The sequence below is a fragment of the Streptomyces ossamyceticus genome (assembly GCF_001418475.1).
In the GTDB taxonomy this organism is placed as follows: domain Bacteria; phylum Actinomycetota; class Actinomycetes; order Streptomycetales; family Streptomycetaceae; genus Streptomyces; species Streptomyces ossamyceticus.
The window spans coordinates 1-14646 of the sequence record NZ_LIQX01000290.1 but is presented as its reverse complement, the minus strand read 5'-3'; the positions used below and the strand labels follow the sequence as shown (position 1 = coordinate 14646).

Here is a 14646-nt window from a genome sequence, read left to right as displayed (position 1 = left end):
CTGCGCGCCCGCGGTCTGCTGCGCGAAGCGTACGGGCCGGGCCGGACCCTGCGGGAGCGCTACGGCCTCCCCCGCGCCGTCAACCAGTACGCCGGCCCCGCCCGGGAAACCGCCCTCGTCTGAAAGGACCCGCACATGTCCGACCTCCAGATCCGCAAGATCACCGGGAACATCGGCGCCAAGGTGGCCGGCGTCGACATCGCCCGCTCCCTCGACGACGCGACCGTCGCCGAGCTCCGGGAGGCCCTCAACGTCCACAAGGCCCTGGTCTTCGACGTGGTGAACCTCGACGACGCGAGCCAGCAGGCCTTCGTCCGGCACTTCGGAGACATCACCACCGCCCACCCGACGGTGCCGTCCGTCGACGGNNCACGATCCCGCCGTACGGCGGCGAGACGCTGATCGCCGATGCGGCGGCGGCGTACCGCGATTTGCCCGAGCCGCTGCGCGCCCTCGCCGACACGCTGTGGGCGGAGCACACCAACGACTACGACTACGCGGTGCCCGAGGAGGCCCTCGACGAGCAGCAGGCGGCCGCACGCGCCCAGTTCACGTCCATCAAGTACCGGACGGTCCACCCGGTGGTGCGCGTACACCCGCTGACGGGCGAACGCGGGCTGTTCATCGGCGGGTTCGCGCAGCGCGTCGTCGGTCTGTCGACGGGCGAGTCCCGGGGGCTCCTCGACCTGTTCCAGTCGTACGTCACCCGGCCGGAGAACGTGCTGCGCCACCGCTGGTCGGAGAACCAGCTCGTCATCTTCGACAACCGCATCACCCAGCACTACGCCATCGACAACTACGACGGTCTGCCGCGGCGGCTGCACCGGGTGACCGTCGCCGGTGACGTGCCGGTGGGCGTCGAGGGGAAGGAGAGCTACTCCATCGAGGGGGACGCGGCGCACTACACCCCGGCGGCGACCCCCGTAGCCGCCTGATCACCTTGCGTGCCGGACACGTCCGGATAGCGGACAGCCCCTTCGTACGGGCGAAGGGGCTGCCCAGACTGTGGACGTTTTTGCCCTCTCACGCATTGGACGAGCCGCGCCCATGCCCAGCAGCACCGTGAAGGCTCCACCGGAGCAGAACGCCGCCCTCTCCCACGGCCTCAAGCAGCGCCACCTGTCGATGATCGCCCTCGGCGGGGTGATCGGCGCGGGACTCTTCGTCGGCTCCGGGGCGGGGATCGCCGCCGCCGGCCCGTCGATCGTCCTCGCGTACGCCCTCTCCGGGCTCCTCGTGATGCTGGTGATGCGGATGCTCGGCGAGATGTCCGCCGCGTATCCCTCGTCGGGTTCCTTCTCGGCGCACGCGGAACGCGCGGTCGGCCCGTGGGCGGGCTTCACCGCAGGCTGGTCGTTCTGGGTGCTGCTGTGCACCGCCGTGGGTCTGGAGGGCATCGGCGCCGCGAAGATCGTGACCGGATGGGTGCCCGGGACGCCCGAGTGGGCGTGGGTCGCGCTGTTCATGCTGGTGTTCCTCGGCACCAACCTGGCGGCCGTGAAGAACTTCGGCGAGTTCGAGTTCTGGTTCGCCGCGCTGAAGGTCGGCGCGATCAGCCTGTTCCTGGTGCTGGGCGTCCTGGCCGTCGCGGGCATCCTGCCCGGCGGCGACTCGCCCGGTCTCTCCCACCTCACCGGCGAGGGCGGTCTGCTGCCGGGCGGCACGGACGGCCTCGTCGTCGGCCTGCTCGCCTCGATCTTCGCGTACGGCGGTCTGGAGACCGTGACGATCGCGGCGGCCGAGTCGGAGAACCCCGTGAAGGGCGTGGCGACCGCCGTGCGGACGGCGATGTGGCGGATCGCGGTCTTCTACATCGGCTCCATGGCCGTCATCGTCACGCTGGTCCCGTGGGACTCGAAGGCGGTCGTCGAGAAGGGCCCGTACGTCGCCGCCCTGGACCACATCGGCATCCCCGGCGCCGGTCAACTGATGAACGTGGTGGTGTTCGTGGCGCTGCTGAGCGCGATGAACGCCAACATCTACGGCTCCTCACGCATCGCGTACTCCCTGGTGGAGCGCGGGCAGGGCCCGAGGTTCCTCGGCCGGGTCTCGGGCGGCGTCCCCCGGATCGCGGTGCTGGCCTCCAGCGTCTTCGGCTTCCTGTGCGTCGTGCTCAGCTACTGGCGGCCCGACGACGTCTTCGCGTGGCTGTTGAACATGATCGGCGCGGTGATCCTCGTCGTGTGGATCCTCATCGCCGTCTCGCAGCTGCTGCTGCGCCGCCGTATCGAACGCGAGGCCCCCGAGCGCCTCGTCGTCCGCATGTGGGCGTTCCCCTGGCTGACCTGGGTGGCGCTGGCCGGGATGGCGGCGGTGTTCGTCCTCATGGCCCGCGAGCCGGCGACCCGGACACAGCTGTACTGGTCGGGCGGGATGACGGCGGTGCTGGCGGCCGTGGGGTACGGGTGGCAGCGGGCGCGGGAGAAGCGCTGATGTCGTCCCGCCGGCACTCGTTCGCGTCTCGGTTCTCCTGTTTCCGGGGGGCTTTCGGCGCAGCCTCTTCCGTTACGGGTGGTTTCGGCGGGATTCTTGGGGGATGCCTACGTCGCGACGACTGACCTGCCAGACCTGCCGCTCGGAGGAGCCGCACGAGCCACTGAACGCCAAGGAGCGCGACTGGCTGCAGAGACAGCTCGGCAACCCCATCTCGGACAACTACTACAAGTGCGTCAACGACCGCCCCGACGGCAAGGTCTGTCTCAACCTCCGTACCCGTGGCCACGAGAAGCACTTCAGGCTCACCAAGCGCCTGCCCGACGAACTGGAGTGACCCGGGGGCCGGGGCGTGTTGTCAGACCCCTCTGCCAGGCTTCGACCCATGGACGTGAACGAGTTCTGGAGCATCGTCGACGAGGCGCGCCGCACGGCCGGGGCCCCCGAGGATCCGGACGGCGCCCGAGCCGTCGCCGAGCGGGCCGCCGCGCTGCTCGCGGCCCGGCCGGTCAGCGAGATCGTGGCCGCCCAGCAGATCCTGTGGGACCTGCTGGGCACGTCGTACCGCGCTCCCCTGTGGGCCGCGGCGTACACGATCAACGGGGGCTGCTCGGACGACGGCTTCGACTACTTCCGGGGCTGGCTCGTGCTCCAGGGCCGCGAGGTCTTCGAGCGGGCCGTCGCCGACCCCGACTCCCTCGCCGGGTCGCCCGTGATCCGGCGGGCGTCCGAGGACTGGGCCGAGGTCGAGTGCGAGAGAACCCTCGGCATCGCCTGGGACGCCCACCGCGCGGCCACCGGGGAGGACCTGCCCCCGGACTGCTTCCGCATCCGCTACCCGGCGCTGGACCCCTCGTGGAACTTCGACTTCGACGACTGGGCGGAGACGGAGCGCCGACTGCCCCGTCTGGCCGCCCTGTACGCGAGGCACCGGGCGGCGTGAACACCGGTCGGCGCCGGGCGCGGTGGGCGCCCGGGGCCGGGGCGGGTCAGACCAGGTTGCTGAAGTCGGGGCCCTTGGTGCGGGTGCGCTTGATCTCGTAGAAGCCGGGGACCGAGGCGACGAGGAGGGTGCCGTCCCACAGCTTGGCGGCCTCCTCGCCCTGCGGGGCGGGGGTGACGACCGGGCCGAAGAACGCGATCTGCTCGCCGTCGGCGCCGGGGACCGCGATGACGGGTGTGCCGACGTCCTGGCCGACCTTGTCGATGCCCTCCTTGTGGGAGGCGCGCAGCTGCGGCTCGTACGGGGTGGAGTCCCAGTGGTCCATCAGGGAGTCGGGCAGCCCGACCTCCTTCAGGGCCGCGGCGACGACCTCCTTGCCGGCGCCCTCACCCTGGTTGTGGGCGCGCGTGCCGATCGCCGTGTAGAGGTCGCCGAGCACCTCGGCGCCGTGCTCCTCCTGGGCGGCTATGACCACGCGGACCGGGCCCCAGGCCTTCGTCTCCAGCAGCTCGCGGTATTCCTCGGGGAGTTCGTCCAGCTTGTTCTCGTTGAGGACCGCGAGGCTCATCAGATGCCAGCGGACCTCGATGTCACGGACCTTCTCCACCTCCAGGACCCACCGCGAGGTCATCCATGCCCAGGGGCACAGCGGGTCGAACCAGAAGTCGACGGGGGTCTTGCCTGAGGTCTGCTCGGACATGGTTCTCCTCGAGAAGAGCAAGAGTGCGGTGGTCGGTTTACAGCGCAACAACCCGCAACACCGGCGACCGCTCGCCTCATTCCCGACTGCCCGGCGTCAGGAGCGCATGGCAGGATCGGCCCTGTCCGCATACTGAACACCACCCCCGAGGGAGTGCCGCCCGTGCCCGGTGAGAATCTGTCCCGCGACGAGGCCCAGGAGCGGGCCGCGCTGCTGTCCGTCGACGGCTACGAGGTCTCCCTCGACCTGCGGTCCGCCGTCGGCGACCGGGGTGACGAGCCGCGGACCTTCCGCTCGGTGACGACCATCCGCTTCCGGTGCGCCGACCCGGGCGCCACCAGCTTCGCCGATCTGATCGCGCCGAGTGTGACGTCGGTCTCCCTCAACGGCAAGGATCTCGACCCGCGCGCGGTCTTCGACGGCTCCCGGATCGTCCTGGAGGACCTGGCCGCCGAGAACGAGCTGGTGGTCGACGCCCAGTGCGCCTACTCCCGCACCGGCGAGGGCATGCACCGCTTCGTCGACCCGGAGGACGGCGAGGTCTACCTCTACACGCAGTACGAGCCCGCCGACGCCCGCCGGGTCTTCGCGAACTTCGAGCAGCCGGACCTCAAGGCCCCCTTCCGCTTCGAGGTGCGGGCGCCCGAGGACTGGGTGGTGTGGAGCAACGGCGCCGGCGAGCGGACCGACGGGGTGTGGCGGTTCGCGGAGACCAAGCCGATCTCGACGTACATCACCGCCGTGGTCGCCGGCCCGTACCACTACGTCACCGACTCCTACGAGCGGGTCCTCGGCGACGGCACACGCCTGGAGATCCCGCTCGGCGCGATGTGCCGCAAGGGGCTCGCCCCCTACTTCGACTCCGACGACGTCTTCGAGATCACCAAGCAGGGTCTGGACTTCTTCCACGACCACTTCGACTACCCGTACCCGTTCGGGAAGTACGACCAGGCGTTCGTCCCCGAGTACAACCTCGGCGCGATGGAGAACCCGGGGCTCGTCACGTTCCGGGAGGAGTTCATCTTCCGCGGCAAGGTCACCCGGGCGTCCTACGAGCGGCGGGCCAACGTCATCCTGCACGAGATGGCGCACATGTGGTTCGGCGACCTCGTGACCATGGTGTGGTGGGACGACCTGTGGCTGAAGGAGTCCTTCGCCGACTTCATGGGGTCCTTCTCGATGGTCGAGGCCACCCGCTTCACCAACGGCTGGGTCACCTTCGCCAACAACCGCAAGTCCTGGGCGTACCGCGCCGACCAGCTGCCCTCCACCCACCCCGTCACGGCCGACATCCGTGACCTGGAGGACGCCAAGCTCAACTTCGACGGCATCACCTACGCCAAGGGCGCGTCCGTCCTGAAGCAGCTGGTGGCGTACGTGGGGCGCGAGGCGTTCCTGGAGGGCGCCCGCCGCTACTTCAAGCGCAACGCCTACGGCAACACGCGCCTCGGTGACCTGCTGTCGGTGCTGGAGGAGACCAGCGGCCGGGACATGCCGGCCTGGTCGCGGGCCTGGCTGGAGACGGCCGGGGTGAACTCCCTCACCCCACAGGTGCTCCTCGACGCCGAGGGCCGCATCGACGAGCTGGCGGTGGTGCAGGAGGCCGCCGAGTCCCACCCCGAGCTACGGCCGCACCGGGTGGCGATCGGCCTGTACCGGCGCGGCGGCGACGGCGCGCTGGAGCGGTACGCACGGGCCGAGGCGGACGTCGTCGGGGCGCGGACGGTCGTGGCGGAGCTGGCCGGGGCCGAGGCTCCGGAGCTGGTGCTGGTCAACGACGACGACCTCACGTACTGCAAGATCCGCTTCGACGCGGGGTCGCTGGACACGCTGCGGGCCGCGCTCGGCGACATCTCCGACCCGCTGGCGCGCGCGTTGTGCTGGTCGGCGCTGTGGAACCTCACGCGGGACGCGCTGCTCCCGGCCCGGGACTTCGTCGACCTGGTGCTGCGGTTCGCGGGCCGGGAGACGGACATCGGCGTGCTGCAGATGCTGCACGCCTGGGCGAACTCGGCGCTCACCTTCTACGCGGCGCCCGAGTGGCGGGAGACCGGCGACCGGCTGCTGGCGGAGGGTGCCCTGCGGGAGCTGCGGGCCGCCGAGCCGGGGAGCCAGCACCAGTTGACCTGGGCGCGGTTCTTCGCGGCGGTGGCGTCGAGCGAGGCCGACCTCGGGGTGCTCCAGGGGCTGCTCGCCGGGACCGAGAAGGTCGACGGGCTGGAGGTCGACCAGGAGCTGCGGTGGGCGTTCCTGGAGCCGCTGGCGACATACGGGGTGGCCGGTGAGGGCATCCTCGCGGCGGAGCTGGCCCGCGACGACACGGCGTCCGGGAAGCGGCACCAGGTGCGATGCCTGGCGGCCCGGCCGTCGGCCGCGGTGAAGGCGCAGGCGTGGGCGTCCGTGGTGGAGTCGGACGTGCTGTCGAACGCGCTGGTGGAGGCGACCATCGCCGGGTTCGCGCGGCCGTCCCAGCGGGAGTTGGCGGCGCCGTACGCCGAGCGGTACTTCGAGGTGATCGAGCGGGTGTGGGCCGACCGGTCCATCCAGATCGGGATGGACGTGGTGCGGGGGCTGTTCCCGTCGCTGCAGGACTCCCCGGCGACCCTGGACGCGACGGACGCGTGGCTCGCCGCCCACGAGGGGGCCGCGCCCGCGCTGCGCCGCCTGGTGGTGGAGGCCCGCGACGACCTGGCCCGGGCACTGCGGGCGCAGGCGTGTGACGCGGGGGGCGAGGGGTAACCCTCCCTGGTCCTCACCTGTGTCGCGCACCCGGCGCCCGCCCGCCGGCCGGGTCGGGTGCGCGGCCGCCCACAGCCGGGAAAGGGCAGTGCGGGGGACCATCCGGGCAGCCCGCGACCGCCCGTGGTCGGGAAGTCGCGGGGTCGCGCCGAACCGCGTCAATTCCCCTTGCCTGGTTCCGCGTTACGAAGTTCGGGTAGTCGGAGCCGTAACCTTTTACGATCGCGGGGCCGACCAGCGACTATCGACAGTCGAACGCACGTACTTTAGTGCGGGCTTGTCCGGATTTGTCGACGGGCTTGTAACAGCGGTTCGCAGCCGCTCCCGGCGCGGGAACCTCCGGGGCATGAACCACAACACCCCGCTCTCCTCCCGCCCCCTGAGCCGGCTCGCGAACGTGCACCGCCGCGTACTGACGGCCGCGCAGCTGCGCGCGCAGGGTGTCACCCCGGCCGAGACGAACGAGCAGTGCCGGCAGGGCGGTCCCTGGCAGCAGCTCCTCCCCGGCGTCTACCTGCTGCACCCCGGCCCGCCCACCTCCGAGGAGCGGCTGCACGCCGTCCTGTCGTACGCGGCCCGCACCCCGTTCCGTGAGCCGGCCGCCGGGGTTCCCGCGCAGCCGAACGCCGACGAGCCCCGCGTGACCCCCCACTGCACGGACGCCGTGATCACGGGTCTCGCGGCCCTGACACTGCACGGCTTCTCGTCCGCTCCCCCCTTGCTGTCCCTGGACACCATCGACGTCCTGGTCCCGCGCCTGCGCCGGCTGCGCACCGTCGGCTGCGCCCGCGTCATCCGTACCGCGTCCCTGCCGACCCCGTCGTACGTGACCGGTCTGCCCGTCGCCCCCGTGCCGCGCGCCCTGGCCGACGCGGTCGCGGAGCTGGTCGACGTGGACTCCGTACGCCGGCTGCTGACCGAGGCGGTGCGCGGCGGGCACACCGAGCCGACGGCGGTGGTGCGGGAGTTGACGCAGGCGCGGCTGCTGAACCGTCCTCATGTCGCGGACGCGGTGGACTCGCTGCTCGCCGAGGGGCGGGCGATCGCGGAGGACCAGCTGTACCGCATGGTCCGGGAGTTCGCCCTGCCCGACCCGGTCTGGAACGTGGACCTGCGGCTGCCCGGCGGCCCGCACCTCGGCGGCCTCGACGCGTACTGGCCGGAGCAGGCCGTCGCGGTGGAGTTGGACACCCGGGCCCCCGGGCAGGAGAACGACGCGCTCTGGTCCGAGTACGCCCGCAAGCGGGAGACTCTGGAACGGCTCGGCATCACCGTCGTCCACCTCACTCCCAGGAAGCTGCGTGAGTCCCTGGAGCAGCAGGCGGCGGTCGTCCGCACCGCGCTGATGGCGTCGTCCGACCGCGATCCGGCCGCGTATGTGGTGGTGCTTCCCCGGTAATTCCGGGAACCCGCCCTCACCCGGGCGGGACGCAGGAGGGGAGAGGAAGGGCCGCCGCACCGGACGGCGGCCCTTCCTCGTGCCGTACTCAGGCGTCTACTTGCCGCAGAACTCCGCCTCCACGACCGCCCCGGTGTCGCCCTTCCAGTCGCTGTTGAAGTTGAAGGTCAGGGAGTGGCGTCCGTCCTCGGTGGTGACGGACTCGGAGACGGAGCCGTGGATGCCTCCGCTGTGGCCCCACACCCGCACACCGCAGGAGAGCTTCTGCTCGATGAGGCCGAGGCCGTAACTGCCGAGGTTCTCCACGGGGACCGTCGTCCTCATCGCGTCGAGCTGCTTCCTCGGCAGGAGCCGGCCCCGCAGCAGCGCCGAGTAGAAGCGGTTGAGGTCGTCGGCGCTGGAGACCAGTTCCCCCGCGGCGCCGGCCACGGAGGGGTTCATCCTGGTGACGTCGTACGTCTTTCCGTCCGCGGTCTCGGCCAGCTTGGAGTAGGCGCGGCTGTGCGGCCCCGGCAGGCCGGGGGACGTGCCGGGGAGTTTCGTGCCGCGCAGGCCGAGGGGTTCGATGATGCGGGCGCGGATCTCGTCGCCGTACGGGTTGCCGGTGACCTTCTCGATCACCAGACCGGCGAGCAGGTAGTTGGTGTTGGAGTAGTTCCAGCCGGTGCCGGGGGCGAAGTCCGGCTTGTGCTTCATCGCGATGCCGACCAGCTGGTGCGGCGTGTGGGTGCGGTAGCGGTTCTTCAGGAACCCGTCGGCGAGGAAGACGTCGCGGGCGAGCTGCTCGTCGGCGGTGTAGTTGAAGATCCCGCTGGTGTGGTTGAGGAGCTGGCGGACCGTCACCCGGCGGCCGTCGTGGCCGTTGCCGCGCACCAGGCCGGGCAGCCACCGGTCGACCTTGTCGTCCAGCGACAGCCTGCCCTCGGCCTCCAGCTGGAGCAGGACCGTCGCCACGAAGGTCTTCGTGATGCTGCCCGCCCGGAAGCGGTCGTGGGCGGTGCGCGGCGCGCCGGTCCGCAGGTCGCCCTTGCCCGCCGTCGCCTTCCATATGCCGTGGGCGTCCTTCGCCTGGAGGGCGATGCCCACGACGCCGTCCTTCACGTTGGCGTCCATCGCCTCACGGGTCGCGCCGTGGCCGTCTCTCGGGGCGGCGGGCGCGGCCGCCGCCACCGGGGCGGCGAGCGTCACCGCCGCGACCACCGCGGTCGCCGCCACCAGACCCGTACGTACTGCCATCGTTCCCCCTGTGTCCGTGATGATCGTCCGGTCACGGAGGGGGACCCCGGCGGTGCGGCCCGGGTTGCCAGGGGTACGGGCGTTGAGCGGTTTTCAGCCCTTTCGGAGCACCAGCTCCACGTTGCGGTCGCCGGGGGTGCCGGTGAGGGTGTCGCGGCGGCCCGGCGCGTTGAACGACAGCTCGCGGTACAGGGCCGCCAGACCGGTCTGGCTGAGGTCCGTGAAGCGGGTGGCGTGCGGGGCGGCCGACTCGATGAGGGTCGTGAACACGGAGATCGTGCCGTCCTTGTTGTCGACCAGCTCGATCACTCGCGCGAGCTGCGGGAAGTCGATGTGGGACGCGGTCGAGATCTCCCAGAACGAGCCGCCGCCGGCGTACTTGTGCGGTGTGACGCGGTTGCGGTGGCTGTGGCCGTTCACCCAGGCGAGGACGTTGCGGTGGCGGCCCAGCAGGGCCAGCACCTCGTCGCCGCCGTGCCGGGCCTCGCCCGGACGGGACGGGTCCTTGCGGAGGTTGCGCATGGTGGTGCTGGTGTGGTGGCTGAAGACCACGGCGTACGTGCCCTTCTTGGCGGCGTCCTTCAACGTCCGCTCCAGCCACTTCAGTTGTGCCGTGCCCAGCGAGCCCTCGTAGTGGCCGCCGGGGTCGGTGGAGTCGAGGCTGATGCCGATGACGTCATCGGCGATCCGGAAGACGTAGTACTGGGTGCGGGCGTCGAGGTTGGCCTGCGAGTAGCCGTGGCCCACCGGGCCGGGGCCGGTGTGGGCCGGGTCGAGGTGCGCCTTCAGGTACTCCAGGGGCGTGAAGGGCGCCCGGCCCTCGTCCGGGGTGACCGAACGCATCTTCTTCGCCTGGGACTTGAGGACGGCCTTCCAGTCGGCCCCGCGGGGGTCGCCGCCGCCCTTGACGTTGTCCCAGAGGGCCTTGCCGACCTGCTCGTCCAGGGTCATCAGCTTCTTCCCGCCGACCGCGAAGTCCGCGAAGAAGGAGTCGCCGGGGGCGTAGCAGCCGCCGGGGAGGGAGTCGTGGTTGCCGACGGTGGAGTACCAGGGGACGTTCAGGCCGGGGCTGTTGACCTGGCGGATCGCGGCCGCGAGGAAGCCGTCCAGGTGGGGGAAGCCGAGCTTCTTGTCGGCGTCGCGGAGCGTGGAGTCCGGCTGCCAGTAGAGCCCCAGGCCGCTGTTCTGGACGCCCTCGTAGCGGCGCGGGTCACCGGAGTTGGGGGTGACGCGGCCACCGCTCATCACCTTCAGGAACCAGTCCAGCTCCGTCCTGGAGTTGTTGTCGGTGTTGTCGCCGGTCGTCATCACGAAGTGCAGCGGCGAGCCGGTGACGGGGGCGCCGCGCAGTGAGTTGACCCGCTCGACGAGCGAGACGGCCCCCGCCACGGACAGTGCCTCCTGCGGCCGCCAGGCGCTCGCGGTCTGGGCACGCAGGTACTCGTAGCGCAGCGGGTGCTGCACGTCGACGACATGCAGGTCGGTGAACTGCACGAACGACGCGAGAGCCGTACGGCGCTTCTCCCGGCCGGACTTGGGGGTCGCGAGGTCGGAGCGCACGACCCGCTTCCAGGCGGGGCCGTCGCCGAGCCGGCGGTAGCCGGAGGCGTTCCGCGGCGCCGCGACCGAGGCGAGGGTGGTGCCTCTTGTGTACGGCGCGAGCGGGGCGGCCGGGGCCTCCCGGTTGGAGAGGTTCGCCAGGGGGACCTCGGTGGTGGTCCCGGTGGTGGCGGCGTGAGCGTCCGTCTCCGGCCGCAGGGCGAGCCCGATGCCCGCCGAGAGGCCGACCGCGCCGGTGGCGGCGAGGAAGGCGCGGCGGTCAGGGTTGGTGGCGGCGGCAGCGACTGAGCGTATGCGCGACATGGCGCGGTCTCCCCGAGTGCGAACGCGTCGGCAGTGGTCGCGGGGCCGCTCCGCGTTGGGGGCCGGAGTGGGGTTCCCGCTCGTACTGAATGCTTGGCAGCCGGGATGACCTGGACGTTAACGAGGTGGCAACGGGTGGCGCCGATCACCGTACGTGGATCTTCGCGGGCGGTGGGTGTTCGCCGGAGGTTGCCGAAGATAAGGGCAACCGAGGGGAAGTGGTCACTCCTCGTTCATGTGACGGGGTAGGGCACGGATGCGCCGCGCGGGCTTGCGTGGTGGGGTGGCTTCGGGTTCGTCGGGGCTTGTCGCGCGGTTCCCCGGGCCCCTAGAGGGCGTCCGGCGGTTCCAGGTGGCCGTTCGGCGGGCGTCGGCGCCACAGGGTCAGGCCCACGTCCACCAGGGCGACCCGCTCCAGGTCGGGGACCTCCTCCAAGGGGTGCCACGCGGCCATGTCCGTCGAGCCGTTGGTCTCGTGGCGCAGGGTGCCGCCCGTCACGCGGGCCTCGTACACGAGGCGGAGGCTGTGGAAGGCGGCGCGGGAGCCCAGGCGCCGGGAGCGGTCCTCGGTGACGGAGTCGATCCCGAGGAGGGCGGTCGGCTCGACGGTGTAGCCGGTCTCCTCGTCGGCCTCGCGGATGACGGTGTCGTAGGGATCCTCACCGTGGTCCATGCCGCCGCCGGGGAGGGTCCAGCTCTTGGTGCCGTCCCGGGCGACCCAGCGGGCCAGCAGCACTTGTCCGTCCCGTACGCATACGGCGTAGGCCGCCACCCGCAAGTCCTCGCGCATGAGGAGACGTTACTCAACGAATACGGGGAAGGGGCGGGTGCTCCCCACGTGGCACCCGCCCCCTGGCGACGGGGGGCGGTCGGCGCGACGGCCCGTCCCCCCGTTGGACGGGCCGCCGCACATCGGTGCGTCGCGCCCTTCGATCTTCAGCCGGGGCCCCTTCCTAACACCAGGGGCGCAGGGTGGCATCAACGCGCCATGGCACTGTCGTGCCTGCCCTGTAGCCTTCGCCACAAGACCCCAGATCCACCGCGAAATCGCCACGGATCGAACTAGGATTCCCGTCCGGGCATAAGGGGGTGGGGAGGCGAAAGGGCCGACTGTGCTGGACGAATTCCTGGAAGCGGACACCGAGGCCGTCAGCGTCTACCGGAGCCTGCTCACCAACCCGTCCTGGACCCTCCACGACGTCCAACAGCACACGGGCCTCACCGAGGACGAGGTGCGGGCGGCCGTGGACCGGCTCTCCGACCTCTCCCTGCTGAGCCCCGTCACGGACACGACGTACCTGCCGATGAACCCCGAGACGATCCTGGGGCCGGTACTGCGCCGCCGCGAGGCCCAACTCGACGCCGAGCGCGCCCATCTGTCCCGGCATCAGGCGGTGGTCGCCGAATTCACCAAGGAGTACGCGGCCTTGGGGCTGCGGCACACCGGGGGCGCCGAGCACCTGGTCGGGGTGAACGCGGTCCGCACCCGGCTGGAGCAGCTGTCGCGGGACGCGGTGCATGAGGTCTGCACCTTCACACCGGGCGGCGCCGTGAGCGCGGCCGGCCTGGAGTCGGCCCGCCCCCTCGACCAGGAATCCTTCGACCGGGGCGTGCGGATGCGCTCCGTCTACCTCGACAGCGTCCGCAACGACCAGCCCACCTCCGACTACGCGACCTGGCTCACCTCCATGGGCGGACAGGTGCGCACCGTGCCCGCCCTTCCGATGCGGATGATCATCTGTGACCGTGAGGTCGCGGTCGTGCCGGTGAACGCCGAGGACAGCCGCCAGGGCGCGCTCGTCGTCCGCTACCAGGGCGTCGTCCAGGCCCTCGCCGAGCTGTTCGAGCTGGTCTGGGCGCAGGGCGTGCCCCTGGGCGCGGAGGCACCGGCCGCGGTGGGCGACGGGGCGAGCGAACGCGACCGGGTCCTGCTGAAGCTGCTGTCCGAGGGGATGACCGACCAGGGGATCGCCCGCAAGCTGGGGCTGTCCGTGCGTACGATCAGACGGCTGATGTCGGACCTGATGAAGCGGCTGGACGCGCAGAGCCGGTTCGAGGCGGGCGCGGAGGCCGTACGGCGGGGCTGGCTGTAGCGTCAGCCGTCCGGTGGGACTGGCTGTTGCGTCGCCGCCGAGCCCCCTCCGGCGACATTCCTCTGCCGGAATCCCTCCCCCGGGATCCCTCTGCCGGGACCTAATCGCGGGCGCGGTGGCCCTGTCCGGCCATGGCCGCAAGCGGCCATCGTGAGCACCTGCGTTTCGGACGGTGATCAACCATGATCGGTCATGGCCCTTCGCAGGGCCCTCACCTGTAACCCCTCACGAAAGAGGAACGGTTGTGCATTCCTCGACGCGCTCCCGGCGCATCGGCGTCCTCGCCCTCCTCGGTCTGGGTTCCGCGGCGGCGGCCCTCGTCCTCGGCACCGCTGTCGACGCCCCGGCGGGCACGCGGCTGGCCGCGGACGACACCGTGACGGAGATCGTCGTGCCCGCCAAGCCGGACAAGGGCGGCGTGCAGCCCGGTGTGATCGTCCCCGGCCACAAGACGACCTGGACCTGGGACGACCAGGAGTGACCTGACCGCCGGTCACCCTCGTCGCACCCAGGCTCAAAAGCACCCTGGGATCGGACGATCCGATCCGGGGTGCCCGGCGGTGCCGCCGCCGCTCAGGCCCGCCGGAATACGGCCCGCCGGTTTCCCCGGCGGGCCGTATGCGTATGCGGACACATCGCCGGGGGGGGTACGCCGACCGGGGCGAGCGTGCCTCCCCCGGGCAAGCATCGGGCGTGCAGCGCCCCGGAGGTCGGCCTGCGGTGACGGCCGCCCCCGGAGCATTCCTCACTTACACGCCTCGCCCTCCGCCTCCGGCGCCGCGGTCTCGATCCAGGCTCGCAGGCCGGCGATGTCGGACGGGTCGGTGGTCCACAGGTCGGGTTCGGCGCCGTCGCGTGGGATGCCGACGAGGGCGCGGTCGCCCTTCTTCACCCGGGGGCGGGTGTCCTGGTCCAGCGGGAAGACGATCTCCTTCTCGCCGTGGTCCGGCTTGTAGGAGCGGTCGACGTCGAGGGTGACGCGGTCCCGCTCGGTGCCGGGTACGGGTTCGACGGAGACGACGGTGCCCTCGACGATCAGGCGGGCGCAGGCGATGTCGTAGCTCTCGGGACTGACCTGCGCGTCGGCGTTCCCGCTGCCCGCGCTGCCCTTCGAGCCGTCGTGCAAGCTGCTGCCGTCCCCCTGCTTGGTATCGGTGCTGGCGGAATCCGCCGAGCCCCCGGCGCCCGACTCGACGACAACGACGCCGAGACCCACGACGACCATGGCGGCGGCCGCCGC

At 71.4% G+C, this 14646-nt stretch carries 12 protein-coding genes and 2 pseudogenes; 9 read left to right on the top strand and 5 right to left on the bottom strand.

Annotated features, from left to right (window positions below; genetic code table 11):
• Positions 1 to 135 precede the first annotated feature (135 nt).
• The 5 genes and pseudogenes from AOK15_RS47085 to AOK15_RS22015 all read left to right on the top strand — a co-directional run.
• Positions 136 to 368, top strand: a pseudogene (locus tag AOK15_RS47085) (TauD/TfdA dioxygenase family protein); the annotation flags it as partial.
• Positions 369 to 370: 2 nt separating this feature from the next.
• Positions 371 to 935 (top strand): TauD/TfdA dioxygenase family protein (locus AOK15_RS22030; protein WP_240508542.1); only part of this gene is annotated, 565 nt, incomplete at its 5' end.
• Between the two features lie 112 nt (positions 936 to 1047).
• Entirely contained in the window at positions 1048 to 2433 is a 1386-nt protein-coding gene (locus tag AOK15_RS22025) for an amino acid permease (protein WP_055519548.1), read from the top strand.
• A 103-nt stretch (positions 2434 to 2536) separates the two neighbouring features.
• A complete protein-coding gene (locus tag AOK15_RS22020; protein ID WP_055519546.1) occupies positions 2537 to 2770 on the top strand; it encodes a hypothetical protein in 234 nt (77 codons plus the stop codon).
• A gap of 48 nt (positions 2771 to 2818) precedes the next feature.
• Positions 2819 to 3376, top strand: coding sequence for a DUF4240 domain-containing protein (locus tag AOK15_RS22015; protein ID WP_055519544.1), 558 nt, complete (start codon positions 2819 to 2821; stop codon positions 3374 to 3376).
• A 46-nt stretch (positions 3377 to 3422) separates the two neighbouring features.
• Here AOK15_RS22015 and AOK15_RS22010 read toward each other — a convergent pair whose 3' ends face one another.
• The gene (locus tag AOK15_RS22010; RefSeq protein WP_055519542.1) at positions 3423 to 4076 is read right to left on the bottom strand and encodes a mycothiol-dependent nitroreductase Rv2466c family protein; all 654 of its coding nucleotides are present in this window, start codon (positions 4074 to 4076) and stop codon (positions 3423 to 3425) included.
• A 162-nt stretch (positions 4077 to 4238) separates the two neighbouring features.
• Here AOK15_RS22010 and pepN point away from each other — a divergent pair, with 162 nt between their 5' ends.
• A complete protein-coding gene (gene pepN / locus AOK15_RS22005) occupies positions 4239 to 6815 on the top strand; it encodes an aminopeptidase N (RefSeq protein ID WP_055519541.1) in 2577 nt (858 codons plus the stop codon).
• 346 nt (positions 6816 to 7161) lie between these two features.
• Positions 7162 to 8214 (top strand): hypothetical protein, encoded by a 1053-nt coding sequence (locus AOK15_RS22000; RefSeq protein WP_055519539.1) that lies wholly within the window; start codon positions 7162 to 7164, stop codon positions 8212 to 8214.
• 96 nt (positions 8215 to 8310) lie between these two features.
• On the opposite strand, the gene AOK15_RS21995 is transcribed toward AOK15_RS22000, so the two are convergent.
• The 3 genes from AOK15_RS21995 to AOK15_RS21985 form a co-directional block, all read right to left on the bottom strand.
• Complete coding sequence (locus tag AOK15_RS21995; RefSeq protein WP_205632200.1) at positions 8311 to 9450, bottom strand: serine hydrolase domain-containing protein; 1140 nt, start codon at positions 9448 to 9450, stop codon at positions 8311 to 8313.
• A 93-nt stretch (positions 9451 to 9543) separates the two neighbouring features.
• Positions 9544 to 11313 (bottom strand): TIGR03767 family metallophosphoesterase, encoded by a 1770-nt coding sequence (locus AOK15_RS21990; RefSeq protein WP_055519535.1) that lies wholly within the window; start codon positions 11311 to 11313, stop codon positions 9544 to 9546.
• Positions 11314 to 11641: 328 nt separating this feature from the next.
• On the bottom strand, positions 11642 to 12103 hold the full coding sequence (locus AOK15_RS21985; RefSeq protein ID WP_055519533.1) for an NUDIX hydrolase: 462 nt from the start codon (positions 12101 to 12103) through the stop codon (positions 11642 to 11644).
• Between the two features lie 322 nt (positions 12104 to 12425).
• Here AOK15_RS21985 and AOK15_RS21980 point away from each other — a divergent pair, with 322 nt between their 5' ends.
• Positions 12426 to 13406, top strand: coding sequence for a LuxR C-terminal-related transcriptional regulator (locus AOK15_RS21980; protein WP_055519531.1), 981 nt, complete (start codon positions 12426 to 12428; stop codon positions 13404 to 13406).
• 244 nt (positions 13407 to 13650) lie between these two features.
• Positions 13651 to 13887, top strand: coding sequence for a hypothetical protein (locus AOK15_RS21975; RefSeq protein ID WP_055519529.1), 237 nt, complete (start codon positions 13651 to 13653; stop codon positions 13885 to 13887).
• Positions 13888 to 14151: 264 nt separating this feature from the next.
• Here AOK15_RS21975 and AOK15_RS21970 read toward each other — a convergent pair.
• Positions 14152 to 14646, bottom strand: a pseudogene (locus tag AOK15_RS21970) (hypothetical protein); the annotation flags it as partial.

Bases quoted from the DNA above. Each gene is read 5' to 3' on its own strand.
- AOK15_RS21990 (WP_055519535.1), bottom strand. From the start codon at position 11,313: ATGTCGCGCATACGCTCAGTCGCTGCCGCCGCCACCAACCCTGACCGC.
- AOK15_RS22020 (WP_055519546.1), top strand. From the start codon at position 2,537: ATGCCTACGTCGCGACGACTGACCTGCCAGACCTGCCGCTCGGAGGAG.
- AOK15_RS21985 (WP_055519533.1), bottom strand. From the start codon at position 12,103: ATGCGCGAGGACTTGCGGGTGGCGGCCTACGCCGTATGCGTACGGGAC.
- AOK15_RS22025 (WP_055519548.1), top strand. From the start codon at position 1,048: ATGCCCAGCAGCACCGTGAAGGCTCCACCGGAGCAGAACGCCGCCCTC.
- AOK15_RS22015 (WP_055519544.1), top strand. From the start codon at position 2,819: ATGGACGTGAACGAGTTCTGGAGCATCGTCGACGAGGCGCGCCGCACG.
- AOK15_RS21995 (WP_205632200.1), bottom strand. From the start codon at position 9,450: ATGGCAGTACGTACGGGTCTGGTGGCGGCGACCGCGGTGGTCGCGGCG.
- AOK15_RS22010 (WP_055519542.1), bottom strand. From the start codon at position 4,076: ATGTCCGAGCAGACCTCAGGCAAGACCCCCGTCGACTTCTGGTTCGAC.
- AOK15_RS22000 (WP_055519539.1), top strand. From the start codon at position 7,162: ATGAACCACAACACCCCGCTCTCCTCCCGCCCCCTGAGCCGGCTCGCG.